This is a genomic window from Mycolicibacterium gadium (genome assembly GCF_010728925.1).
GTDB classification, from domain to species: Bacteria; Actinomycetota; Actinomycetes; order Mycobacteriales; family Mycobacteriaceae; genus Mycobacterium; species Mycobacterium gadium.
This window is the reverse complement of record NZ_AP022608.1, coordinates 5,850,279-5,873,816: the sequence shown is the minus strand read 5'-3', so window position 1 is coordinate 5,873,816 and position 23,538 is coordinate 5,850,279. Positions and strand designations below refer to the sequence as shown.

Genomic DNA, 23,538 nt, shown 5'->3' with positions numbered 1-23,538 from the left:
GCCTAGCTCGGCGCGCCGGGCACGGGCGGCGCGACGTGGGTGAGCTCGTACTCGGAGAGGATGTCGATACGACGTTGATGCCGTTCGGCTTTCGACCACGGCGTGGTGAGGAACGCATCGACGATCGCGAGCATCTCCTCTTCCGTGTGCATGCGCCCGCCGATGCCGATCACCTGCGCGTTGTTGTGCTCGCGCGCGAGTTTGGCCGTCTCGACGCTCCACCCCAACGCACACCGCACCCCGGGCACCTTGTTCGCGGCGATCTGCTCGCCGTTGCCCGAGCCGCCGAGCACGATGCCAAGGCTACCCGGGTCGGCGACCGTCTTCGCCGCGGCCGCGATGCAGAACGCCGGGTAGTCGTCGTCGGCGTCATACGCGTACGCCCCGCAGTCGACGGGCTCGTGCCCATTGGCGTTGAGGTGCTCGATGATCCGCTGCTTGAACTCGAAGCCCGCATGGTCGGCTCCCAGGTAGACGCGCATGACGGCCATTCTGGCAGAGCGGCCCAACCCGCCCCTCGCGAGCCCGACGTCAGCTTTGAGTCACGTCGGCGGCAATCCCGAACCGCTTCGGCAACGAATGAGTCGTATGACGCCGACGTCTCGCCTGCCCGCCGTCCGCGCCGCGCTCACCGGCCTGATCGCGGTGTTCGCCGCCCTCGGCGTCGGCCATCTCATCTCGGGACTGATCCTGACGCCCGCCGCGTCACCGTTTCTCGCGGTGGGCAACGCGGCGATCGACCGAACCCCCGCGGCGGTCAAGGACTTCGCAATCACGCACTTCGGCACCAATGACAAGCCGGCGCTGCTGGTGGGCATGGCGGTCGCGCTCGTCCTGTTCGGAGTCCTGCTCGGGCTGATGTCGCGCCGCAGCGTGGTACCCGGCCTGGCCGCGATCGTCTTCCTCGGTGTCGTCGGTACGTTGGCCGTGGCCGAGCAGTCCACCGGGTGGCTTGGGCTGCTGGCACCGCTGGCATCGCTGTTGGCCGGGGTGGGAGCGTTCTGGTGGTTGCATCGGCGCGCGCAACCCCGGCCCGTCGATGCGATCCACGACGCTGACGCAGGAGCGGGCGAAGCTGCCGATGACGTTCCCACCCGCGGACTGGGCCGGCGTCGATTCGTGCTGAGCTCGCTTGCCGCGGCGCTGGGTGCGCTGGTCGCTGGTGCAGGCGGATTCGCCCTCGGGAAACGGATCGACGTCACGGCGTCGCGACGCGCCGTCGGCGAACTTGTCCCGACGACGCCTGCTCCGCCGATACCGGCCGGTGCCGCGTTCCCCAAGCTGGGAACACCAACGTTCATCACGCCCGCCGCGGACTTCTACCGAATCGACATCAACCTGACGGTGCCCCAACTGCGGGCCGAGGACGCCGTGCTGCGTATAACCGGGATGGTCGACACGCCCGTCGAGTTCACCTTCGACGAAATCCGCTCGATGCCGTTGGTGGAAAAGACAATCACGATGACCTGCGTCTCCAATGAGGTTGGCGGGCCCTATGTTTCGACGGCGAACTTCATCGGTGTGCCTTTGCTGGACCTGCTCGATCAGGCGGGAATACAGGACGGCGCTCAGCAGGTGGTCGGCCATTCGGTAGACGGCTTCACGCTAGGCACACCGCTGGACCTGCTCCGAAACGCCGGCAAAGAAGCGCTGCTCGCGATCGGCATGAACCGGGAGGCGCTGCTGCCTGAACACGGATTTCCGATGCGGACCGTGGTTCCCGGCTTGTACGGCTACGTATCGGCGACGAAATGGCTCACCGAACTTGAACTGGCTACCTACAACATCAAGCCCTATTGGGTGGAACGAGGCTGGGACGGCCAACCACCTGGCGTCGTGCCGATCAAGATCTCGTCGCGCATCGACGCCCCCAGCTCGTTTCAGCGGGTGCCGAGCGGCGACGTGACCGTGGCGGGCACCGCCTGGGCGCAGGGGCGCGGAATCAGCAAGGTCGAACTACGCTTCGACAACGAAGAGTGGCAGCCGGCCGAGCTGGCCACCGAAGTCAACCGCAACACCTGGCGGATGTTCCGACTGACCAGGCCACTGGCGCCGGGCCAACACACCGTGACGTCTCGCGCGTTCGATGGGTCAGGGGTGATGCAGGCAGAGGACCGGCTTCGCCTGATCAACCCCGGACCGGTGCCCGACGGGTCGACCGGCTGGCAATCGATGTTTTTCACCGTCGGATAGCGGGATCATCTCGGTCGAAGGCGACCGCGAGCGGTCAGTCGAATACCGGTGGCTCCGTGCGGGTGCGCTTCAGCTCCCAGAAGTGCGGGTAGGACGCAAACGTCACCGACGCGTCCCACAACTTTCCGGCCTCTTCGCCGCGTGGGATCTTCGACAGCACCGGGCCGAAGAAGGCAACACCGTTGACGTGAATCGTCGGGGTGCCGACGTCGTCGCCGACGGCGTCCATACCCGCGTGATGGCTCTTGCGCAGCGCCTCGTCGTACTTGTCGGTGTCGGCGGCCTCGGCCAGCTCGGCCGGCAGTCCGACCTCCTCCAGCGACTCCTTGATCACGACATCGAAGTCCTTGTTGTCCTGGTTGTGGATGCGTGTGCCCATAGCGGTGTACAGCGGCGCCAGGATCTCCTTGCCCTTGGCCTGCTCGGCGGCGATCGCCACCCGGACCGGCCTCCACGCCTGCTTGAGGCCTTCGCGGTACTGCTCAGACAGGTCTTCCTTGTTCTCGTTGAGGACCGCAAGACTCATCACGTGCCACTGCACCTCGATATCGCGTACCTTTTCGACCTCGAGGATCCAACGCGACGTGATCCAGCACCACGGGCATAGCGGGTCGAACCAGAAACCGGCGACAGACTTCTCGGGCATGAACACCTCTCGGTAGTTGGTCAGACGTCTTTTTCAGACAACCTTGCACCCCGCCCGCATGTTCCCGCTGCCACGTATTGCGCCGTACCGGCGCACAGGACACGCATAGTGTGCAAACAGTTATACAAGCGTGTTGTCGATGTGACTGTTGTCAATCAGTGTTTCACCTGTGATTAAAACGAAACGCATGATCGCCATGACCCTGGCCGGACCCGCGGTGGCACTCTGTCTCGCGGCACCGGCGTCCGCCCAGCCGGTGGACAGGACGTTCCTCAACGCGTTGAACGACGCCGGCATCGGGTACGGCGATGCCGCAAGCACCGAAAGGCTCGGACAGTCGGTCTGCCCGATGCTCGTCGAACCGGGCAAGAACCTGGCGTCGGTGTACTCCACCGTTTCCAACAACGGCATCAACCCCGACATGGCGGCGTTCTTCACCGGGATCGCCATATCGATGTACTGCCCATCGATGATGGCGCAGATCGGCAACGGCACCATCCTGGAGGGGCTCGACGGACTGGGCGCGCTGAACGGCCTCACCGGACTCAACGGGTTCGGGATACCGGGGTTCTAGCGCGCCTCACCACGAGACCGACCACTAGGTTGGACTCGTGGCACTTCCCAACCTCACCCGTGACCAAGCCGTCGAACGCGCCGCACTGGTCACCGTCGGCAACTACCGCATCGACCTCGATCTGACCGACGGCGCCGGCAAGCCCGGCGAGCGCACGTTCAGATCGGTGACGACCGTCGACTTCGAAGCGCTGCCCGGCGCCGACACCTACATCGACATCGCCGCCGATAGCGTCCGCAGTGCGGTCCTCAACGGCCGCGATATCGACGTGTCGAGTTACGACGAGTCCACCGGTATTCCGCTGACCGGCCTGGCCGAAAGCAACGTCCTCGTCGTCGACGCCGATTGCCGCTACTCCAACACCGGCGAAGGCCTGCACCGGTTCGTCGACCCGGTCGACGACGAGGTCTACCTGTACTCGCAGTTCGAAACCGCCGACGCCAAGCGCATGTTCGCGTGCTTCGACCAGCCCGACCTCAAGGCGACCTTCGAGGTGACGGTCACGGCCCCGTCGCACTGGGAGGTCGTCTCCAACGGCGCGACCACCGACACCGCAGATGCGGGCACCGGAAAGCGGCACACCTTCGCCGTCACACCGAAGATGAGCACCTATCTCGTCGCGCTGATCGCCGGCCCGTACGCGCGCTGGGACGACAACTACAGCGACGAGCACGGCGACATCCCACTCGGTCTGTTCTGCCGCAAGTCGCTCGCCGAATTCATGGACGCTGAGCGGCTGTACACCGAGACGAAGCAGGGATTCGGCTTCTACCACAACAACTTCGGCGTGCCGTATGCCTTCGGCAAGTACGACCAGCTCTTCGTCCCGGAGTTCAATGCGGGCGCGATGGAGAATGCCGGCGCCGTGACCTTCCTCGAGGATTATGTTTTTCGCAGCAAGGTGACGCGGGCGTCGTACGAGCGACGCGCGGAGACCGTCCTGCACGAGATGGCGCACATGTGGTTCGGCGATCTGGTCACGATGCAGTGGTGGGACGACCTGTGGCTCAACGAGTCGTTCGCGACGTTCGCCTCCGTGCTGTGCCAGGCCGAGGCGACCGAGTACAAAGAAGCATGGACGACGTTCGCGAACGTCGAGAAGTCCTGGGCGTACCGGCAGGATCAGTTGCCGTCGACGCATCCGGTGGCCGCCGACATCCCCGATCTGCACGCCGTCGAGGTGAACTTCGACGGCATTACTTACGCCAAGGGTGCCAGCGTCCTGAAGCAGCTCGTGGCGTACGTCGGACTCGAGTCGTTCCTGGCCGGCCTGCGGGATTACTTCCGCGACCACGCTTTTGCGAATGCGACGTTCGGCGATCTGCTGGGCGCGCTGGAGAAGGCGTCCGGACGCGATCTGTCCGGCTGGGGCAGGCAGTGGCTCAAGACCACCGGACTCAACACGCTGCGCCCTGAATTCGACCTCGACGCCGACGGCAATTTCACCCGATTCGCGATCGCCCAGAGCGGGGCACAGCCGGGCGCCGGAGAGACGCGCGTGCACCGGCTCGCTGTCGGAATCTATGACGACGACGGCAACGGCAAGCTGGTGCGAACGCACCGCGAGGAGCTCGACATCGAGGGTGAGGTGACCGAAGTTTCTGCGCTGCAGGGAGTTTCGCGAGGACGGCTCATCCTGGTCAACGACGACGACCTGACGTACTGCTCGCTACGCCTCGACCCGCAGTCGCTGCAGACGGCGCTCACGAGGATCGCCGACATCGCCGATCCGCTCCCCCGCACGCTGGCGTGGTCGGCGGCGTGGGAGATGACTCGCGACGCCGAACTGAAGGCCCGCGACTTCGTCGCGCTGGTCATCAGCGGTGTGCACGCCGAATCTGAAGTCGGTGTCGCGCAACGCCTCCTGTTGCAGGCGCAGACCGCGCTCGGCTCCTACGCCGACCCGGTCTGGGCGAAAGAGAATGGCTGGCCGGCATTCGGCGACGCTCTGCTGGACCGCGCACGCGAGTCGGCGCCCGGTTCTGACCACCAGCTGGCGTTCGTCAATGCGCTGTGCGCATCGGTGCTCTCCCCCAACCACATCGCTGTGCTCTCGACGCTGTTGGACAACGAACCCGACGCGGTGAACATGCCGGGCCTGGTGATCGACACGGACTTGCGCTGGCGCATCGTCACCGCGTTGGCCACTGCAGGCGTCATCGACGCGGACGGCCCCGAATCACCGTTCATCGACGCGGAGGCCGAACGCGATCCGACGGCTGCGGGTGGGCGGCATGCCGCGCAGGCCGCGGCGGCGCGGCCCCAGTTGGCGGTGAAGGAAGCCGACTGGCAGGAGGTCATGGAGGACGACACCCTTGCCAACGTCACCGCTCGGTCGATCACCATCGGCTTCGTGCGTCCGGGGCAGGAAGAACTGCTGAAGCCGTTCCGCGACAAGTACTTCAGCGCCATCTCCGGTGTCTGGCAACGGCGGTCGAGCGAGGTGGCGCAGACCGTCGTCGTCGGGCTGTATCCGTCATGGGACATCAGCCAGGAGGGGTTGGACGCCGCCGACAGGTTCCTGTCCGACCCAGACGTGCCGCCGCCGCTACGCCGGCTGGTGCTGGAAGGCCGCGCCGGGGTCGAGCGGTCCCTGCGCGCACGGGGTTTCGACGCCAGCTGACCTTCGCGACAGACCGTGTTTGTACGGCGACACGCCGCAGACCGTGAGCACTTTGCGGTCACTCGCGCGGCATTCTTTGTGGATGGCGGTCAGTCGGACGAGGCGAGCGCGGGCTGCGCGCAAGCGCAAGAAGCGGATGGCCGCCGTCGACCATGACCTGACCGCCGAGCAGTGGGCAGCCATCAAGGATGCATGGGCAGGTTGCGCTTACTGCGGGGCGACCGGCGCTGCGCTACAGCGCGATTGCGTCATGGCGATATCCCGCGGCGGGCGCTACACCATCGACAACGTCGTGCCCGCATGCGCCAAGTGCAACACCAGCAAGTGCAACGACGAAGTCACCGGGTGGATGCGCCGAAAGCGCCTCGACGAACGCAGATTCCTACAGCGATACGTCGAGATCCGTGCGGCGCTGTTGGCCGACGCCGGCTAGTGAGCGGCTGGTGAGACGCCGGCGCTCATCACCTGGACGGCCTTGATCAGGCCGGGGATGAGCTTGCCGTCTTTGAACAGCTCCGCCGCGGCGGTCACACCCTTGGGTGCGGACTCCTCAATGCCGCGGCCGCTGACTTCGCTGCCGTAGACCACCTCGATCGCGCGCTGGTCCGGCGACACCGCGAGTAGCACGGCGTTGTCCGGTGTCGGCACCTTCGCCAGGATCTGGCGAGCGGTCGCCGCGGTGTCGGCACCGAGGTCCCCGAGGTACACCGCGAAGCGTGCCTTGGCGGCGCGCGAACCGTATTTCAGCGCGTCGTCGAGAAAGACCAGATCGTTGACCGGGAACGGGTAGTGCACCGACAGCTCGCCGGGCTCGGTGACCCCGGAGATCCGGCCGCTGTTCGTGACGACCGACCCGCGGGGCAGCTCGGCGAGTTCGGTGGAACGAGCAGTTACGACGTCACCACTTGCCACTTGCGCCGCCTCCTACCGTGACGGGGTGCGAACCATGACCAGCTCCGTGACCGTGGTCCGCGGGTTCATCGGCTGCCCACAGGATCGGGTCGTGCGTCCACTTGTCGGACATCTTGTAGGTAGCCGGATGCGGGCCCTTCCGCTTTGGACCGACGACGTAGATCAAGAACATCAACACCAGCAGCACGGCCAGTGGAACCCCGCCAAGGAGGGAATGAGTAAGTGCTGTGCTCACGCGCAAACCGTATCAGTCATGCGTCAGGCCGCACCTTCGCCCAGATACCTAACCCATGCCGGGTCGAGTTCCTTGACGCTCGACAGCAGTCGCCAATGCTGGCCCTTCGGCGGCACCGGCACCGAACGCAGCGACCAGCCGAGTTCGGAGAGCAAACGGTCGGCCTTGCGGTGGTTGCACGTCGAGCAGGCCGCCACACAGTTCTCCCATGAATGTTCGCCGCCGCGACTGCGTGGCACCACATGGTCGACGGTGGCGGCCTTGCCGCCGCAATAGGCGCACCGGAACCGGTCGCGGTGCATCAGCGCTGCCCTGGTCATCGGGATGCGCGCACGGTAAGGCACTCGGACGTAGGACCGCAGCCGGATGACCGAGGGCACCACGATGGAGCGACTGGCGGAGTGGATGACGGGGCCGCCCGGATCGTCGTGGACCACGTCGGCTTTTCCGCACATCAGCATGATGACCGCCCGCCGCATGGGCAGAGCGGTCAACGGTTCGTACGTGGAGTTCAGCAGGAGTACCCGCCGCCGGCCCCACAGCGAGCCTTCCCTGGTACTGGGCGGATGGGTTTCGACACTGTGCAGAACGCGCGACTGCGAATGCGGCACGGCGGGCCCGGACAAGCCCGCTGCGGCGTCGTGAAGCCGGTGGCCAGCCCTCTTGGACGGGCCTTTCTTGCGATGCGCCATACGTCCTCCGTCGGACAGTCCACCACGGATTCCTGTCAATCGCACGACAATTCTGCACGTGTTCGCTGGTCAGTCCAATGAACATCGGGTGACGCGACCGGCTGGGCAGCGCTTTGTGGCGGCAGGACACAATGGTGGAGTGACTCAGCCCCAGCGGTCGTTCTACGACGAAGTCGGTGGCCATGACACGTTCCGAACCCTCGTGTCGCGGTTCTACCAGTTGGTGCGCGAGGACGAGATCCTGCTTCCGCTGTATCCCGAAGAAGACCTCGACGGCGCCGAGGTGCGGCTGAGGATGTTCCTCGAGCAGTATTGGGGCGGGCCGCGGACCTACTCCGATCAGCGCGGTCATCCGAGGCTGCGCATGCGGCACGCGCCGTTTCAAATCGGCTACCTCGAGCGCGACGCATGGCTGCGCTGCATGCACACCGCCGTCGCGGAGATCGACTCACAGACGCTGGACGACGAGCATCGCGCCGAGCTGCTGGCCTACCTGGAGATGGCCGCGCACTCGATGGTCAACTCACCCTTCTGACGAGCGGGCCAAGCTGCGGTGAACGCGCCGTTCCTTCGACGGTGCGACCGCGCCGCTGACGTAGATTGGCGGCGATGAGTCAGGACGTAAGCGCCCGTGATCCTTGGTGGTCGCACGCGCTGTTTTATCAGGTCTATCCGCGGTCGTTCTACGACAGCAACGGTGACGGTCTCGGTGATCTCGACGGTGTGATCGCCAAACTGGACTACCTCGAGGCACTCGGCATCGACGCGATCTGGCTGAACCCGGTCATGGTGTCGCCGATGGCCGACAACGGCTATGACGTGGCCGACCCCCGCGACGTCGACCCGATGTTCGGCGGCATCGGAGCGCTGGACCGGCTGACAGAAGCCGCGCACGCCGCGGGAATCAAGGTGACGATGGATCTGGTGCCGAACCACACCAGCTCGGCGCACCCCTGGTTCCAGGCGGCGTTGGCCGCCAGCCCCGGCAGCGATCAGCGCGAGCGCTACATCTTCCGCGACGGCACCGGCCCCGGCGGTGTTCATCCCCCGAACAACTGGGTGTCGATCTTCGGGGGGCCGGCGTGGACGCGCGTCGTCGAAGCCGACGGCAATCCCGGGCAGTGGTACCTGCACCTCTTCGACGCCGAACAGCCGGACCTGAATTGGGACAACCCGGAGGTCTTCGATGATCTCGAGAAGACGCTGAGGTTCTGGCTCGAGCGTGGCATCGACGGGTTCCGCATCGATGTCGCACACGGGATGGCCAAGCCACCGGGACTGCCCGACATGGAGCACCTCAAGGCCGAAGTGCTGCTGGCCGACATGGACGACGACCCGCGGTTCAACAACGACGGCGTGCACGACATCCACCGGCAGATCCGCGGGGTGTTCGACGATTACGACAACTCGGTCGCCATCGGCGAGGTCTGGGTGTACGACAACGAACAGTTCTCGCAGTACGTGCGGGCCGATGAGCTGCATCTGGCCTTCAACTTCCGGTTGCTTCGCGCGGAGTTCGATGCCACCGACATCCGTCACGCCATCGAGAACTCGCTTGCCGCAGCGCATCTCGTGGATGCGACGCCGAGCTGGACGCTGGCCAATCACGATGTCGACCGTGAACCGACCCGCTACGGCGGCGGCGCTGTCGGTCTGGACCGTGCCAAGGCGATGACGCTGGCGATGCTGGCACTACCCGGTGCGGTGTTCATCTACAACGGCGAAGAGCTGGGCCTGCCCAACGTCGACCTGCCCGACGAGGCGCTGCGCGATCCGGTGTGGGAGCGCTCAGGTCACACGCGGCGCGGCCGCGACGCCAGCCGGGTGCCGATGCCGTGGGAGGGCGACGCACCGCCGTTCGGCTTTTCGGGCAGTTCTGACACTTGGCTGCCGCTGCCCGAGGATTGGGCGACGTTGACGGTCGAGAAGCAGGACGGTGATCCGGCGTCGACGCTGACGTTGTACCGGCGAGCGATCGAATTGCGACGGGATCGAGCCGAATTCGACGGTCCGACGATCGAATGGCTCGACTCCCCCGCCGACACGTTGGCGTTCCGGAACAGCGGGGGCTTGGTATGCGTGCTCAATGCCGGCGCCGACGCGATAGCGCTGCCCGACGATGAGGTGTTGTTGTCGAGTGCTGAACTGGTGGGAGGCAAGCTGCCGCCGAACGCCGCCGCTTGGCTGGTCTAGTTTTCTGCGAAGAGGCTGTTACCGCAGGACCAATGCTGGGTCGCCACGCCGCCGAAAAACCGAACCGAAGCGTGCGTCGACGCGCAACCATGTCGGAAGCGCACGCACTCGCACGATCTCGTCGCCCCCGACGGCATCACCCGATTGCGGCAGGAAACCCATTGCGGTCAAGGCAAATACACAGCGCATCGGTATACCGACGCTGGCGTCGCCGGCGATGACCGCGACTACCTCCTGGTCCAGCAGCGACACGGGTGGACCATGCGAGCTGGAATGCTCCTTGGCGAGCGCCATTCCTCGCTGCGCCAGATCGAGCATGACACCGGCGGGCACGTCGTCGAGGTGCTCGAAGCCCGATTCCGGCGGCAACGCACCGCGCCACGCGGAGTCCATCGCGAAGCCCGTCTCGACATATCCGTTGGCATCCATCGCGATCAGACCCGCGGCCAACGCGTCGGCGCCCACGGACAGGTCGGCAGGCTTGACTTCACCGGCCACCACACGACTGGCCAGCACGTCGAATCCGGTCGACACCCAGGCCGTGACCAGCCCGCCTTCGCGCTCACGCAACCGGATCACCGCCGCGTCGTCCAGCCGCAGGGCGCGCTCGACGAACGTCGCGAGGTCGTCGCGATCAGAGGTGTTGTCGAGCCAAATACCGCGCTCGGGTCGAGTCATCTCAACCATTGCTGCAAATACGCCTTCTGACCATCCGAAAGTCGTTGCAGTCTCTGTTCTTTGATATGTACGGCGGCCAGCTGGGTATCGGCGATCACTGCGGGTTTCGAGTCGGGCGACGCCCCGAACGGCCGCACTTCGTACCCGATGGTGAAATCGACGGACCGCACCTTCTTCGTCCACATCGTCACCTGCAAGGGCGAATCGATCAATCGCACCTGCGCCTTGTAGGAGATGTGCACGTCCGCGATCAGCAGGCCGATGGTGTCGATTTCAGGGCCGAACGGCTCACGCAGAAACGGGATCCGGGCCTCTTCGAGAAGGGTGACCATAGTCGCGTGGTTGACGTGCTGATACATGTCGATGTCCGACCAACGGACGTGCACGGGCGCTACAAAGCCATGTGTCACCCGGACGTCCCCGTCCCACTCGTCCGAGTCATGCTGCGAATCTGGCGGGCGGCCACCGACAGGGTGGCCAGGTCGAGTTCTCCGCCCTCGTAGATCTCGGCGAGCGTGCGCCGCGCACGGCCGACGCGCGAACTGTTGGTCGACTCCCACTCGGCGATCTTCTCCTCGCCGGTCTCGTCGGGCTCGCCCACGGCCAGCACATCGAAGCACAACGCGCGTAGCGAACCGTAGATATCGTCGCGAATCGCCAACCGCGCCAGAGAATGCCAGCGGTCATCGCGTTCGAGCCGTGACACCGCCGTCAGCAGGCTGTCGGTGTTGAAGTGATCCATCAACGCGAAGTACGTGTCCGCGACCTCGGCCGGTTCGCGGTCGACTATGTCCGCGATGTCGATGACGTCGAGCAGGCTGTACTGGTACAGCCCCGTCGCGATCATGTACGCCAGGTCGGAAGGCACTCCCTGCGAACTGAACTCGCCGGCCTCCTTGGTCACGATCGCCTGGTCGTCGCCGCGGAGCCACTCCGACATGCGCGGAGTCAACGCGGCGACTTTGGCCGCGAACCGATTGATCTCGGCGCCGACCGCCAGCGGTTGCGGCCGATAATTGAGCAGCCAGCGCCCGCCCCGGTCGATGAGCCGCCGCAGATCCAGTGTCATCCGGTCCGATACCACCACCGACACCCCGTTTTCGCTGGCGGCGCGGATCTCACGCAACACCTTGCCGATCCGGAAGATGGCGTCGGTCGCCGCATAGCTTCGGACCGCGTCCACCGGCCCCACACCGACGTCTTCGGCGACCCGGTAGGCGTAGCTGATGCCGCTGGTGTCGACGAGGTCGTTCACCAGCATCGTGGTGACGATCTCCCGACGCAGCTGGTGCGTACGGATGTCGGCGCCGAACTCCTCGCGAAGCCTGACCGGGAAGTACAGCGGCAGGCGGGCAGCGAATGCGTCCTGATCGGGCAGGTCGCTGGCGAGCACGTCGTCCTTGAGAGCGAGTTTGACGTGAGCCATCAGCGTCGCGAGTTCCGGTGAAGTCAAGCCGATTCCGATTTCGGAGCGGCGACTGATCTCCTTCTCGGATGGCAGCGCCTCGAGTTCCCGGTTCAGCCCGCGATCGTGGGCGAAGTCCTTGATCATGCGTGCGTGGACGGGGAGCAGACTGGCCGAGTTCGCGCGGCTGGTGCCCAACAGATCGTTCTGATCGACGTTGTCCTTGAGCACCAGACGACCGACCTCGTCCGTCATCGACAGCAGCAGTTCAGTGCGGTCCTCGGGACTGACCTTGCCCGCGGTGACGAGTGAATCGATCAGGATTTTGATGTTGACCTCGTGGTCGGAGCAGTCGACGCCCGCCGAGTTGTCCAACGCGTCGGTGTTGATCCGGCCACCTGCGAGATCGAATTCGACCCGCCCCAGTGATGTCACGCCGAGGTTGCCACCTTCGCCGATCACCTTGGCGCGCACCTGATTTCCGTTGACCCGCACGGGATCGTTGGCGCGATCGCCGACGTCGGCATCGGACTCCGTTTCGGCCTTGATGTAAGTGCCGATGCCGCCGTTGAACAGCAGATCCGCAGGCGCCATCAGGATCGCCTTCATCAGCGCCGGCGGCGTGAGTTCCTCCACGCCGTCCTCGATGCCCAGTGCCGTGCGGGCCTGCGGGCTGATCGGGATGGCCTTCTGTTCCCTGCTGTACACGCCGCCGCCCTCGCTGATCAGCGAGGCGTTGTAGTCCTCCCAGCTGGACCGCGGCAGTTCAAAGAGCCGCTTGCGCTCGTCCCACGACGTCGCCGCGTCGGGGTTCGGGTCGATGAAGATGTGCCGATGGTCAAACGCGGCGAGCAGTCGAATGTGCTTGGACAGCAGCATCCCGTTACCGAAGACGTCGCCGCTCATGTCTCCGACGCCGACGACGGTGAAATCCTCGGACTGGGTGTCGACGCCCATCTCTTTGAAATGCCGTTTGACCGATTCCCACGCACCTTTGGCGGTGATACCCATCGCCTTATGGTCGTAGCCCACCGAGCCGCCCGACGCGAAGGCGTCGCCGAGCCAGAATCCGTAGGACAGAGCCACCTCGTTGGCGATGTCCGAGAACGTCGCGGTGCCCTTGTCGGCGGCGACTACGAGATAGGCGTCGTCACCGTCCCTGCGCACCACGTCGGCCGGCGTCACGACCGCCCCGGTGACCTTGTCGACGTTGTCGGTGACGTCGAGCAGACCGGAGATGAAGAGTCGGTAGCACGCCACGCCCTCGTTGCGCTGAGCGTCACGGTCGGCGGCGGCGTCGCCGGTGGCCGGGGGCGGGTTCTTGACGACGAACCCCCCCTTGGCGCCGACCGGCACGATGACGGCGTTCTTCACCGCCTGAGCCTTTACGAGACCGAGGATCTCGGTGCGGAAGTCCTCCCTGCGATCCGACCAGCGCAGTCCGCCGCGGGCCACATGCCCGAAGCGGAGATGCACGCCCTCGACGCGCGGCGAGTACACGAAGATCTCGAATCTGGGTCGCGGCAGCGGCAGTTCGTCGATAAGGCCGGGGTTCAGCTTGAAGGACAGGACGTTTCGTGCGCGTGCCGACTCCTGCCGCGTGACGAAGTAGTTGGTTCGCAGCGTGGCCTGAATCATCGACGCGAACGCGCGCAGGACGCGGTCGGTGTCGAGGCTGACCAAGGCGTCGATGTCGGCGGCGACTGCTGCTGCGGCGGCCTGGGCGTCGCGTCGTCGCGGCGCGTCGTCCGTCGGGGAGATCGGACTGAACAGCGCCTCGAACAGCTCGACCAGCGACCGCGCCGTCGCGGCGTTGTCGTTGATGACGCTCTCGATGTGCGACTGGCTGTACGGAAAACCCGCCTGCTTCAAATACTTTGCATAGCTGCGCACAACGGCTACCTGCTGCCAGGTGAGGCCGGCCCGCAGGACGAGCTCGTTGAACCGGTCGATCTCGGCGCGGCCGTGCCAGATCGCGGTCACCGCATCGGCGAAGCGCATCTGGGCGGCATCGCGTTCAGGGCCCGGCGGCACCTCCGGCACGGAACTGTGCGGCGACATCTTGAATTGATAGATCCAGACCGGCAAGCCGTCGGGTCGGGTCACGGTGAACGGCCGCTCCTCGAGCACCACGACACCCATTGACTGCAACATCGGCAGTAGGGCACTCAGGGACGCGGACTGCCCACCGAGATACAGGGTGAGCTGCGCGATGTGTTCCTCGACGGCGTCCAGGAGAACTGGCTTGATCGAATTATCCTGCAACTCTTCGATGATGGCGATGTCGTTGATCGCTTCATGCGGCGCAAAGGCCTGTCTGTAGGACTCCGAGAACGCCGACGCATAGTGCGCTGCCTTGGCTTGGTCGATGGAACCGGTCTTGACCGCACCGGTCAGCAGGTCACCCCACGTGCGAGCCGCCTCGGTCAGCAGACCCTGAATGCGGGTTTCGTTCTCCAGCGAGGCGTCGATGTCCGCCGGACGCGAGCCATCGGGCATGCGTACCGTGAAATGTACAACGGCCCAGGGGGATTCGCTGACACGCGCGGTGTATTCGATGCTTACCCCGCCGAGCTCGCGGACCAGGATGTTCTGCATCTCCAGCCGCACGTCGGTGGTGTAGCGGTCACGGGGCAGGTACACCAGACACGAGACGAAATGGGCGAGCGAATCGGCCCGCATGAACAGCAGGGTGCGGCGCCGCGACCCGAGGTCGACGACCGCCTTGACCATGTCGAGCAGTGCCCGTGCCGACAGCGCGAACAACTCCGAGCGGGGGATGGTCTGGATGATGTCGAGCAGCAACTGGCCCGGATGACTCGGATCGCGCTGCGACAACGCCAACGCCTCGCGCACTCGGCCGGAAATCAGCGGTATTTCAAGCACGTTGGCATTGGTCGCCGCGACGGTGAACAGGCCGACGAAACGGTGTTCTATCACCGACGGACCCAACTGCTCGCGTACGACGACGATGTAGGGGTACGCGCCGTAGCGAAGGTAGCTGGGGATGGTCGCCTGGGCCAGCGCAAGCAGCTCGTCGCTGTGCGTCAGCTGCGGCAGCACATCTTGGCGCAGCCGGAGCACGCCGAGCCGGCTCGCCGGGTCCACCGCAGAGCGACCATTGTCAACGGAGCAGCGTTGGTAGCCGAGCAGCACGAAGTGCCCGTCGGCGAGCCAACGCAGTAGCGCTGCAACGTCTTTGCGATCCCGCCCGGGGAATCGGCCGTTGTGGTCGTTGTCGAGTTCGAACGCCAGCTGGTGCATCGAGGCACCCATCGCGCTGGAGTCCAGCGCGACCTGTCGTGCATCGGCCAGGACGCCGGGCAGCAACTGGGCGACCTGGGTGAGCGCGCCGCTGTCCGCGGCTTGGCCGAGTTGAACATGGATCCAAGACTCATCGACGCCTTCACGAGACGCCGCCGGGTCGGCGGACGGCCGGACGTCCAGCAGTTCGCCGTGCGGGCTTCGGCGCACTCGGAAGACGGGGTTCATGATCGCCGTGTACGAGACGCCGAATCGGTGTAGCAGCACTGCCACCGAATCCATCACCATCGGGCTGAAATCAGTGACGACCTGCATCGCCGGACCGAATCCCGTCGGGTCATCCCCGCCGTACACCGCGACCCGGGTTTCGCCGGCCGCCCGACGCTGCCCCAGGCGATGATGCGCGGTCACCAGCGCCGGGCCCATCATCTGGCGCGACGACATGTCTACCGGCAGGGTCAGCGACGCGTCGGATGCGGGGGCATCGTGGGGTCCGCGGTAGGTGTCGAGATAGGCGTGCGCGAGCCGCGCGACGTCTTCCGGGCTCAGCGCGTGAGGTGCTGAAGGTCCGGCGCGACCGGGACCAGAATCAGCTGGCCCGCCGATGGCTCCCGGATTCACCGACATGCCACGCTCCTCGCCTGTACCCGTGGACCGCCCGTCATTGGACGTCGTCGCCGGCTCGACGAGCAGGCGACCACGTGGTCCGCACGATGGACACTAGTCTCGCGTGAGGCGGCGGTGGGTCACCCTGTGCGGACGTGCCGCGTCGGCACCGAGCCGCTCGACCTTGTTCTCCTCGTAGCCGCCGAAGTTGCCCTCGAACCAGAACCACTTGGCTTCGTTGTCGTCGTCGCCCTCCCACGCCAGGATGTGCGTGCAGGTGCGGTCGAGGAACCAACGATCGTGCGAGATCACGACTGCACAGCCGGGGAAATTCTCCAGCGCGTTCTCGAGCGAGGACAGCGTTTCGACGTCGAGATCGTTGGTCGGCTCGTCGAGCAGGATCAGGTTGCCGCCCTCTTTCAGGGTGAGCGCGAGGTTGAGCCGGTTGCGTTCACCGCCCGACAGCACGCCGGCGGGTTTCTGCTGATCCGGACCCTTGAAACCGAACGCCGAGACATACGCCCTGGACGGGATCTCGTTCTGCCCGACCTCGATGTAGTCCAGCTTGTCGGAAACCACTTCCCACACGGTCTTCTTTGGGTCGATGCCGCCACGGCTCTGGTCGACGTAGCTGAGCTTGACCGTCTCGCCGACCTTCACGGTGCCGCTGTCCGGCTGCTCGAGACCGACGATGGTCTTGAACAGCGTGGTCTTCCCGACCCCGTTGGGGCCGATGACGCCCACGATTCCGTTGCGCGGAAGAGTGAACGACAGGTCCTTGATGAGGGTGCGTCCCTCGAACCCCTTGTCGAGATGCTCCACCTCGACGACCACGTTGCCGAGGCGCGGGCCAACCGGGATCTGAATTTCCTCGAAGTCGAGCTTGCGGGTCTTCTCAGCCTCGGTGACCATCTCTTCGTAGCGCCCGAGGCGGGCCTTGTTCTTGGCCTGCCGCGCCTTGGCGCCAGACCGGACCCAGGCCAGCTCCTCCTGCAGTCGCTTCTGGAGCTTGGCATCCTTGCGACCCTGAACTGCGACGCGCTCAGCCTTCTTCTCCAGATAAGTGGAGTAGTTGCCCTCGTACGGGTAAGCGCGTCCGCGGTCGAGCTCGAGGATCCACTCCGCGACGTTGTCCAGGAAGTAACGGTCGTGGGTGACGGCCAGGATGGCGCCCTTGTAGCTGGCGAGGTGCTGTTCGAGCCACAGAACGCTCTCGGCGTCGAGGTGGTTGGTCGGCTCGTCGAGCAGCAGCAGGTCGGGCTTTGACAGCAGCAGCTTGCACAGCGCCACCCGTCGCTTCTCGCCACCGGACAGGTGGGTGACGGGCTCGTCGGCCGGCGGGCAGCGCAGCGCGTCCATCGCCTGTTCAAGCTGGGAGTCGATGTCCCACGCGTCGGCGGCGTCGAGCTCCTCCTGGAGCTTGCCCATCTCCTCCATCAGCTCATCGCTGTAGTCGGTGGCCATCAGCTCGGCGACCTCGTTGTAGCGGTTGAGCTTGGCCTTGATCGCAACGCCTTCTTCGACGTTCTCGCGGACCGTCTTGGTCTCGTCGAGTTCCGGCTCCTGCATCAGGATGCCGACCGTCGCACCCGGTTGTAGCAGCGCGTCGCCGTTGTTGGGGGTGTCGAGCCCGGCCATGATCCGCAAGACGCTCGACTTGCCAGCCCCGTTAGGACCGACAACGCCGATCTTCGCGCCTGGAAGGAAGTTCAGACTGACGTCGTCAAGGATGACCTTGTCGCCGTGCGCCTTGCGGACCTTCCGCATCGAATAGATGAATTCGGCCATGCCGTGGTGTTGCCTTTCAAAAGAGGGTCGAGTCGTTCTCGATACTTCAAGCCGCCGACCATCCTAGGCGTGGCCCCTACGGTCGAGCCGACCGTGTGCCTGCGGCTACGCCGACAGTGGCAGCTCCCGGCCTGACTCGTCGGCGGCGCCATCATCGCTGGCGTCGGAGGTTTCGTCGGCAAGTTCGGTGACCTGCGCGTCGGCCGGTTGTCTGGCCCGGTCGATGCGGGCGGTGCAGCGGGCCAGATCTGGACCGACGGATGTCGCCCGTACCTCGACCGACGAGCGCCGGTTGCCGTCACGGTCCTCGTACTCGCTGGTGTAGACGTGTCCGACGACGATCACCGGATCGCCCTTCACGAGACCGGCGCTGGCACCGGCGACCGCGCGCCCCCAGCAGGTCACCGTCACGAACAACGAGTTACCCGGCTCCCATGTTCCTTCGGCGGTGCGGCGGCGGGAATTGCTGGCGACGCGGAACCTGACCATCTCCTGCTCGCCGACCTGGCGGTGGATCGGATCGGTGACGATATTGCCGACGATGTGAAACGGCGTCTCGAACATGTTGCTTCCTTTCATTACGTGCGACGGCCGGCGACCCGGCGCGTCGGTGACACCCCCATTGACCGTCGGGCCGCCGACATCGAGGCTGCGGAAGCGTTGACGCCGCCAAGCGGCTGTGGATGAGTCCGTGGTTGTGGATAGCCGGCGCCTCAGCCGCGGATGAAGCCCTTGTTGCGCATCAAAAAGTCGGCGAGAAACCCGTCATGCGGGATGTGCGGGGCACTGAACCACGTGGGAAACCGACCGCTGTAGACATTCGGGATCGTCGGCTCGTCGACAAGGTCGCTCACCAGCTGCTCGTCCTCGGTGATCGCGGTGACCACCAGCGATCGGCGCAGCGGTTCGAGTCCATCGTCGCGCGCCCACGTCGACACCCACACGCACGGGAACGCCAGTTCGGTGTTCAACCTGACAACATCGGGGCGCGGGAGCAGGTGAACAGCAGGGCGCAGGGCGGCGGTCCCGTCACCGAGATCGGCGACCACCTGGTCGGCGCCCAGCAGGGCCGTCGTCCCGGCGGCGCGAACGCCGAGGAACTGCGCGATCCTTCGCGCGGCGGCCGTCGACATCACCGGGAGCACAGCCGCCTCGTCGCTGATCGACAGCGGAACCAGCGTCGAGAGCCGTTCCGCAATCGCGTCGGCCACCGCCGCGGCGTCACCCTCGACCAACACCGCGGTGGCGTTGACGCACGCCGTTCCGCCGAATGTGCAAATCGACTCGACGATCATCTCGAGGTGTTCGCGCCAGTCCTGATCGGCGGTCACCAGGATCTTCGCCCGCCCGGGTCCGTTCACCAAGACCGACGGATCCAAGGCGTACTTGTCGACCACGTCCTGGTCGCCGTAGACCATCGCAAGGTCCGCCGCCCGAATGATCTCGTCGGCACCCGCGTAGTCGGTAGGCAGATAACAGACGTCTTCCGCGCGAAATCCACTCTCGCGCAAAGCGGCGATCAATCGCTGTCCGGTGAAAGGTTCGCGACGCGATGGTCGCACCGCCACTCGGTATCCCAACGCAAGCGCCTGTGGCCAAAGTCCGTGCACCCCTGGGGCGTTGCCCGACGCGTGCACCGCGAACACCTCGCCGCGGCGAGCCCACACTGCGCCGCCGCCGTGGATCGCATGCTGGTCACGTTCGGCGCCACGTGGCTGGGCCGCGCGCACCGATTCGTCCACGGCGGTCACCTGGTCCGCCACGCTGCGCGCGCCCGCACGCGTCACCGCGATCGGCAGACCCGACACCCGGCTGGCCATGTCGACGTAGCCCTCGAAGTCAAGCCCGGCGATCTCATCGGACAGGAACATCGTCGCCGCGCGAGCCAGTGCCGCATCGCGCGCGGCGGCGGTCAGCGGCCGCGTCTTGCGTAGTGCGTTGACGGTGCGCGCCACATAGAGCGGTGGCGCGACGGTGATCTCGGCGACCGGGGAGCCGGAGATGTCGGTGATCAATTCGCGCTTGCGGGTTCGGTATTCGCCGCCGGGCCCCAGGGCGTCGAGGACGGTCACGGTCAGTACACGCCCTCGACGACCACTTCTCCTTCGAAGGTCGCCACCGGCGCGACCTCGCTCAGCGAATCCCCGATCTGGCCGGACAATCCCGGCATGCGAGTCGCGGTGTCGCGTTCGAGATTGTTCGGGATGAACATGCCCTTGCTGACGTGGTTCATCACCACCTGACCGCGCTGCCCCTTCCCCACCCGTTCGCCGGTGTCGGGGTCGACCACCCAGAACACGATGTAGGGCGCACGGGGGTGGAACACGAACTGGCCATCCGGTGCCGAGCGGGTGAGCGCCTGCGACAGGATCATCGTGCTGCCGAACGCCATCGTGATCGTGGTCTGCGGGAAGATGTCTCGCAGCAACTCCAGTGTGTCGACGTCGACATGCGCGCCACTGAGCAGTACATAGCGGATGCGCTCGTTGACCAGATCCACGAGACGGTCGTTGCGCGCGATGGCGTCGAACAGCGGCGGCGACGTGTGCAGATTGGCGACGTTCTGGGTCTGCAGGATGAACTTCGCCTGTTCGAGGACATGGTCGACGTACATCGACACCTCGGCGACGGCACCCCGTGCGGCGAGCTTCTTCACCCAGCGCGGATCAAGGTCGACGCCGTGAAATGCCGCTCCCAACCGCCGCGAAACCTCACGCGAGAAGTAGCCGACGCCGTGCGGACCGCTCGGCATCAGGCAAGCCAATCCTCTGCCGGCCACGAAGCCGCCCGTCGCGAAATCCTGGACCTGCCAACGGGTTACCTGCTCAACCCAGTCGGGCAGCTGCGCGGTGCGCTTCGGCGCCCCGGTGGTTCCGCCCGATTCGAAGATCAGCGGGACCGGCGCCGGGTCGCCATACCCGCGCGGGATCAGATCCTCCACAGGGGCATCGCGGAGTTCAGGGAGCAGGTTCGGAAACCTGCGAAGATCGCCGAAGGTCGTGACCTCGGTCAGCGGGTCGAAGTCCAGGTCCTTCGCCGCCCTTAGCCAGAACGCGCAGCCGGTGTCGTCACCGAAATGCCATGCGATCGCGGCGCGCAAAAACGCGTCCGGGTCCTCGACGGGTCGGTCGCGCGGAACGTCCAGCAACGAGAAGTCGACACCGGTCACGGCATCAATAGTGTCACCGCTGGGCGGCATGCAGCGTGAGCATCTCGCGAATATGCGTGCGTTAACTTCCTATTCGGCAAGCGTTTACCGCGCGCGGCGGCGACGATGCCCCGTACATTGAAGCCCCATGAGCGAGGACCTGGAGTTGGTGGTGTTCGGCGCGCACCTGCGTGGTGGACCGCTGTCGCACGAACTCACGGATTTGGGCGCGCGGTGGGCCGGCGAGATCACGACGGTCCCCAGGTACCGGATGTCGGTGCTCCCGACTGACCCGCCCAAGCCCGCCGTCACCCGCGTGCCCGACGGCGCTGCGGGCGCCTCGATCATGGGTCACCGCTGGCTGCTCTCCCCGCGCTTACTCGGCTTGTTCCTCGCGGCGCTGCCCGCGCCCATGCAGCTCGGCAAGGTCGAGTTCGACGACGGCACATGGCGAACCGGATTCAGTTGCGATGCTTCTGCTGACACCGGCCCCGACATCAGTCACTATGGCAGCTGGCCCGCCGCCGTTGCGGCACGGGCCGTCTAGCGACCGCTACTGGGACGGCTCCTCGCGACGGGCAAGCTCGGCGAGCATCCTGTTGTAGGCGGCGAGGTCGGCCTCGTCGTCCCGATCGGCGGCGCGGTCCAGCCTCTTCGCGGTGCGCTCGTCGCTGCGGCGCCACTGGATCAGCAGTGCGGCCATCACGATGACGAGCGGTAACTCGCCTGCGGCCCAGGCGATTCCACCACCCAGCCGCTGATCACCGAGCAGGTCATTGTGCCAGTACAGCTGCAACGACTTGTAGAACGGCTCTCCCAGAACCGTGTTCGTGCTCATCAACACGACCCCGAAGAACGCGTGGAACGGCAGCGAGGCGAACACCATCCCGACCTTGCCCAGCGGCGGGATCGGCCGCGGGGTCGGGTCGACACCGATCACCACCCAATAGAACAGATAGCCGGTCAGAAGGAAGTGCAGATTCATCGCGAGGTGGGCGGGGTGGCTGTCCACCGCCGCGTCGAAGATGCCGCCGAAGTAGAGCCCGTAGAACCCCGCGACGAACAGGAAGGTCGCGACAAAAGGATTGGTGAGCACCCGAGACACCCGAGAGTGCAGCGCGGCGAGCAGCCACTCCCTCGGCCCCGGCGGATCATCGCGGCCAGCGGCGGGTAGCGCCCGCAACGCGAGCGTGACGGGAGCCCCGAGCACGAGCAGGATCGGCGCGAGCATCGACAGCAGCATGTGCGCGGCCATGTGCATGCTGAACATGGCCGGCATATACCTGCCGACGCCTGATGACGTGGCGAACAGGAGCACCAGGCAACCCAGGAGCCATGCCACCGTACGGCCGATCGGCCACGTGTCGCCGCGGCGCCGCAGCCTGATGACGGCGGCCACGTACACGACCGCGAACACGATGGCGGCCGTGCCGAATACCAGGTCGAAGCGCCAGTCGAACAGGATGCGGGCCAGGGTCGGTGGACCTGCGAGGTCATAGCCGATTTCGATCACCGGGATAGAGGGATTGAAGATCGGGGGCGCAGGAGGCGGTGTCCGCCCCAGCGCGACGGCGATACCGAATGTCAGGCCGAACACCACCGCTTCGGCGAGCGCGAACCTGATCAACGGAGTGCGCGCCAAAGGGTCCGCCCCGAGCGTGGCAACACCGCGACGGCGTTGCAACCAACCGAGCGCACCGAGTACGCACAGCGCCGTCGCCTTGGCCAGGATCAGCCAGCCGTACGTGGTGTCGAATAGGTCTGAGGGCTGCACCCGGACGAGAGCGTTGACGACACCGCTGAACGCCATGGCGACGAAGCACCAGAGTGCGACCGCCGAAAATCGACGCGCCGCCAGGTAGGCATGCTCGCCACCGCGCAGCGCGTGCACCAGCAGCGCCAGCAATCCGCCGGCCCAGATCGCGCCGGCCACGAGGTGGATGAGCAGGCTGTTGGTGGCCAGATCGTGAGAACCGCCAGCGGCCGAGTGACCGGTCAACCCCAACGGCAGCAGGGTGGTCAGGGCCCCGGCGAACAGCAGCGGGGTCGGCGACCAGCGCAGGACCGGGATGCTGGCGATGGTCACGCCAGCGGCGATGAAGGCGGTCCACCGCCACGCCCCGGCGGTTTCGACCAGACTTGCTACCGACCAGATCGCGGACGGATCCAAACGCGAGGAGATGGGCTGCCCGGTGACGTCGGACACGGTCAGCGGGACCAGCAACGCGGCGCAGACGGTCCACACGCCGGAGGCGAAAGTGCCGATCCGCAGCGCACGGTAGCCGCCCGCGTCGAGCACCCCGTTGGCCTGCGGGGGCACCAGGAACGCGGCGAACAGGAACGACCCGACCGCGATCACGGCGGCGATCTCCCCCGCTGCGCGGACAAACGGCAGGCCATAGGTGGTCACCGGACCCGGATCGGGCAACCCCGTCGCCGTCAGCGCATCCGTGAGGGACAGCGCGGCCAGACCCGCCGCGACCGCGCCGGCCAGCACGGCGACACCGACCAGCACCGGCCACACCGGGCCGGTGCGCACGCGGGATGCGACCGTGGTCATCTGTTCAGCGTATGGCGTGAC

General features: G+C 65.9%; 19 protein-coding genes and 1 pseudogene. 7 read left to right on the top strand and 13 right to left on the bottom strand.

All coding sequences use genetic code 11. The features are described 5' to 3' along the window. Positions 1-2 precede the first annotated feature (2 nt). On the bottom strand, positions 3-482 hold the full coding sequence (locus tag G6N36_RS28935) for a ribose-5-phosphate isomerase (RefSeq protein WP_179964889.1): 480 nt from the start codon (positions 480-482) through the stop codon (positions 3-5). On the opposite strand from G6N36_RS28935, the gene G6N36_RS28930 reads away from it, so the two are divergent. Then, the gene (locus G6N36_RS28930) at positions 481-2,193 is read left to right on the top strand and encodes a molybdopterin-dependent oxidoreductase (RefSeq protein WP_235690201.1); all 1,713 of its coding nucleotides are present in this window, start codon (positions 481-483) and stop codon (positions 2,191-2,193) included. The two genes, G6N36_RS28935 and G6N36_RS28930, sit on opposite strands and share 2 nt — an antisense overlap. 34 nt (positions 2,194-2,227) lie before the next feature. Here G6N36_RS28930 and G6N36_RS28925 read toward each other — a convergent pair whose 3' ends face one another. Then, positions 2,228-2,839 carry a mycothiol-dependent nitroreductase Rv2466c family protein gene (locus tag G6N36_RS28925; RefSeq protein ID WP_163690211.1) on the bottom strand — a complete coding sequence of 204 codons (612 nt, stop codon included), beginning with the start codon at positions 2,837-2,839 and terminating at the stop codon, positions 2,228-2,230. Positions 2,840-3,035: 196 nt separating this feature from the next. On the opposite strand from G6N36_RS28925, the gene G6N36_RS28920 reads away from it, so the two are divergent. The 3 genes from G6N36_RS28920 to G6N36_RS28910 all read left to right on the top strand — a co-directional run bounded on the left by G6N36_RS28920 (position 3,036) and on the right by G6N36_RS28910 (position 6,469). Then, positions 3,036-3,413 (top strand): DUF732 domain-containing protein, encoded by a 378-nt coding sequence (locus G6N36_RS28920; RefSeq protein WP_163690972.1) that lies wholly within the window; start codon positions 3,036-3,038, stop codon positions 3,411-3,413. Between the two features lie 37 nt (positions 3,414-3,450). After that, on the top strand, positions 3,451-6,036 hold the full coding sequence (gene pepN / locus G6N36_RS28915) for an aminopeptidase N (protein ID WP_163690210.1): 2,586 nt from the start codon (positions 3,451-3,453) through the stop codon (positions 6,034-6,036). 82 nt (positions 6,037-6,118) lie between these two features. Then, entirely contained in the window at positions 6,119-6,469 is a 351-nt protein-coding gene (locus G6N36_RS28910; RefSeq protein WP_179964888.1) for an HNH endonuclease, read from the top strand. Here the strand turns inward: G6N36_RS28910 and G6N36_RS28905 are convergent. The 3 genes from G6N36_RS28905 to G6N36_RS28895 are packed head-to-tail and all read right to left on the bottom strand — an operon-like array spanning position 6,466 to position 7,875. After that, positions 6,466-6,948: a DUF5130 domain-containing protein gene (locus G6N36_RS28905; RefSeq protein ID WP_163690209.1), complete on the bottom strand. Its 483-nt coding sequence runs from the start codon at positions 6,946-6,948 to the stop codon at positions 6,466-6,468. The genes G6N36_RS28910 and G6N36_RS28905 overlap by 4 nt on opposite strands. Then, positions 6,935-7,183, bottom strand: coding sequence for an aa3-type cytochrome oxidase subunit CtaJ (ctaJ, locus tag G6N36_RS28900; RefSeq protein WP_163690208.1), 249 nt, complete (start codon positions 7,181-7,183; stop codon positions 6,935-6,937). The genes G6N36_RS28905 and ctaJ overlap by 14 nt, the downstream gene beginning before the upstream one ends. Before the next feature lie 23 nt (positions 7,184-7,206). Continuing rightward, positions 7,207-7,875 carry an HNH endonuclease gene (locus G6N36_RS28895; protein WP_163690207.1) on the bottom strand — a complete coding sequence of 223 codons (669 nt, stop codon included), beginning with the start codon at positions 7,873-7,875 and terminating at the stop codon, positions 7,207-7,209. 139 nt (positions 7,876-8,014) lie between these two features. On the opposite strand from G6N36_RS28895, the gene G6N36_RS28890 reads away from it, so the two are divergent. Beyond that, positions 8,015-8,410: a globin gene (locus G6N36_RS28890; RefSeq protein ID WP_163690206.1), complete on the top strand. Its 396-nt coding sequence runs from the start codon at positions 8,015-8,017 to the stop codon at positions 8,408-8,410. Between the two features lie 74 nt (positions 8,411-8,484). Next, the gene (locus tag G6N36_RS28885) at positions 8,485-10,068 is read left to right on the top strand and encodes a glycoside hydrolase family 13 protein (RefSeq protein ID WP_163690205.1); all 1,584 of its coding nucleotides are present in this window, start codon (positions 8,485-8,487) and stop codon (positions 10,066-10,068) included. A gap of 18 nt (positions 10,069-10,086) precedes the next feature. On the opposite strand, the gene G6N36_RS28880 is transcribed toward G6N36_RS28885, so the two are convergent. From G6N36_RS28880 to G6N36_RS28850, 7 genes are all read right to left on the bottom strand, one after another. Continuing rightward, complete coding sequence (locus tag G6N36_RS28880; RefSeq protein ID WP_163690204.1) at positions 10,087-10,746, bottom strand: DUF8010 domain-containing protein; 660 nt, start codon at positions 10,744-10,746, stop codon at positions 10,087-10,089. Further along, positions 10,743-11,105: an acyl-CoA thioesterase gene (locus tag G6N36_RS28875; protein WP_372512367.1), complete on the bottom strand. Its 363-nt coding sequence runs from the start codon at positions 11,103-11,105 to the stop codon at positions 10,743-10,745. The genes G6N36_RS28880 and G6N36_RS28875 overlap by 4 nt, the downstream gene beginning before the upstream one ends. 47 nt (positions 11,106-11,152) lie before the next feature. Then, positions 11,153-16,042, bottom strand: a complete 4,890-nt coding sequence (locus G6N36_RS28870; RefSeq protein ID WP_163690202.1) for an NAD-glutamate dehydrogenase — start codon at positions 16,040-16,042, stop codon at positions 11,153-11,155. 93 nt (positions 16,043-16,135) lie between these two features. Continuing rightward, positions 16,136-17,809: an energy-dependent translational throttle protein EttA gene (ettA, locus tag G6N36_RS28865; protein WP_163690201.1), complete on the bottom strand. Its 1,674-nt coding sequence runs from the start codon at positions 17,807-17,809 to the stop codon at positions 16,136-16,138. Between the two features lie 105 nt (positions 17,810-17,914). Then, on the bottom strand, positions 17,915-18,373 hold the full coding sequence (gene ssb, locus G6N36_RS28860) for a single-stranded DNA-binding protein (protein WP_163690200.1): 459 nt from the start codon (positions 18,371-18,373) through the stop codon (positions 17,915-17,917). 149 nt (positions 18,374-18,522) lie between these two features. Further along, on the bottom strand, positions 18,523-19,881 hold the full coding sequence (locus G6N36_RS28855) for an aldehyde dehydrogenase family protein (protein WP_163690199.1): 1,359 nt from the start codon (positions 19,879-19,881) through the stop codon (positions 18,523-18,525). A gap of 2 nt (positions 19,882-19,883) precedes the next feature. Beyond that, positions 19,884-21,008: an acyl-CoA synthetase family protein gene (locus G6N36_RS28850; protein WP_276067887.1), complete on the bottom strand. Its 1,125-nt coding sequence runs from the start codon at positions 21,006-21,008 to the stop codon at positions 19,884-19,886. 112 nt (positions 21,009-21,120) lie between these two features. Between G6N36_RS28850 and G6N36_RS28845 the strand changes: the two are divergent. Next, a pseudogene (locus G6N36_RS28845) lies at positions 21,121-21,504 on the top strand (allophanate hydrolase-related protein); the annotation flags it as partial. Between the two features lie 6 nt (positions 21,505-21,510). Here the strand turns inward: G6N36_RS28845 and G6N36_RS28840 are convergent. Beyond that, positions 21,511-23,517, bottom strand: a complete 2,007-nt coding sequence (locus G6N36_RS28840; RefSeq protein WP_163690197.1) for a bifunctional copper resistance protein CopD/cytochrome c oxidase assembly protein — start codon at positions 23,515-23,517, stop codon at positions 21,511-21,513. Positions 23,518-23,538: the final 21 nt, after the last annotated feature.

What these genes read in the sequence shown, in the direction of transcription:
- G6N36_RS28880 (WP_163690204.1), bottom strand. Translation starts at nt 10,746, where the DNA reads ATGACTCGACCCGAGCGCGGTATTTGGCTCGACAACACCTCTGATCGC.
- G6N36_RS28895 (WP_163690207.1), bottom strand. Translation starts at nt 7,875, where the DNA reads ATGGCGCATCGCAAGAAAGGCCCGTCCAAGAGGGCTGGCCACCGGCTT.
- G6N36_RS28930 (WP_235690201.1), top strand. Translation starts at nt 481, where the DNA reads ATGACGGCCATTCTGGCAGAGCGGCCCAACCCGCCCCTCGCGAGCCCG.
- G6N36_RS28840 (WP_163690197.1), bottom strand. Translation starts at nt 23,517, where the DNA reads ATGACCACGGTCGCATCCCGCGTGCGCACCGGCCCGGTGTGGCCGGTG.
- G6N36_RS28910 (WP_179964888.1), top strand. Translation starts at nt 6,119, where the DNA reads ATGGCGGTCAGTCGGACGAGGCGAGCGCGGGCTGCGCGCAAGCGCAAG.
- G6N36_RS28870 (WP_163690202.1), bottom strand. Translation starts at nt 16,042, where the DNA reads ATGTCGGTGAATCCGGGAGCCATCGGCGGGCCAGCTGATTCTGGTCCC.
- G6N36_RS28925 (WP_163690211.1), bottom strand. Translation starts at nt 2,839, where the DNA reads ATGCCCGAGAAGTCTGTCGCCGGTTTCTGGTTCGACCCGCTATGCCCG.
- G6N36_RS28850 (WP_276067887.1), bottom strand. Translation starts at nt 21,008, where the DNA reads ATGCCGCCCAGCGGTGACACTATTGATGCCGTGACCGGTGTCGACTTC.
- G6N36_RS28875 (WP_372512367.1), bottom strand. Translation starts at nt 11,105, where the DNA reads ATGTATCAGCACGTCAACCACGCGACTATGGTCACCCTTCTCGAAGAG.
- G6N36_RS28935 (WP_179964889.1), bottom strand. Translation starts at nt 482, where the DNA reads ATGCGCGTCTACCTGGGAGCCGACCATGCGGGCTTCGAGTTCAAGCAG.
- ssb (WP_163690200.1), bottom strand. Translation starts at nt 18,373, where the DNA reads ATGTTCGAGACGCCGTTTCACATCGTCGGCAATATCGTCACCGATCCG.
- ettA (WP_163690201.1), bottom strand. Translation starts at nt 17,809, where the DNA reads ATGGCCGAATTCATCTATTCGATGCGGAAGGTCCGCAAGGCGCACGGC.
- G6N36_RS28885 (WP_163690205.1), top strand. Translation starts at nt 8,485, where the DNA reads ATGAGTCAGGACGTAAGCGCCCGTGATCCTTGGTGGTCGCACGCGCTG.
- G6N36_RS28920 (WP_163690972.1), top strand. Translation starts at nt 3,036, where the DNA reads ATGACCCTGGCCGGACCCGCGGTGGCACTCTGTCTCGCGGCACCGGCG.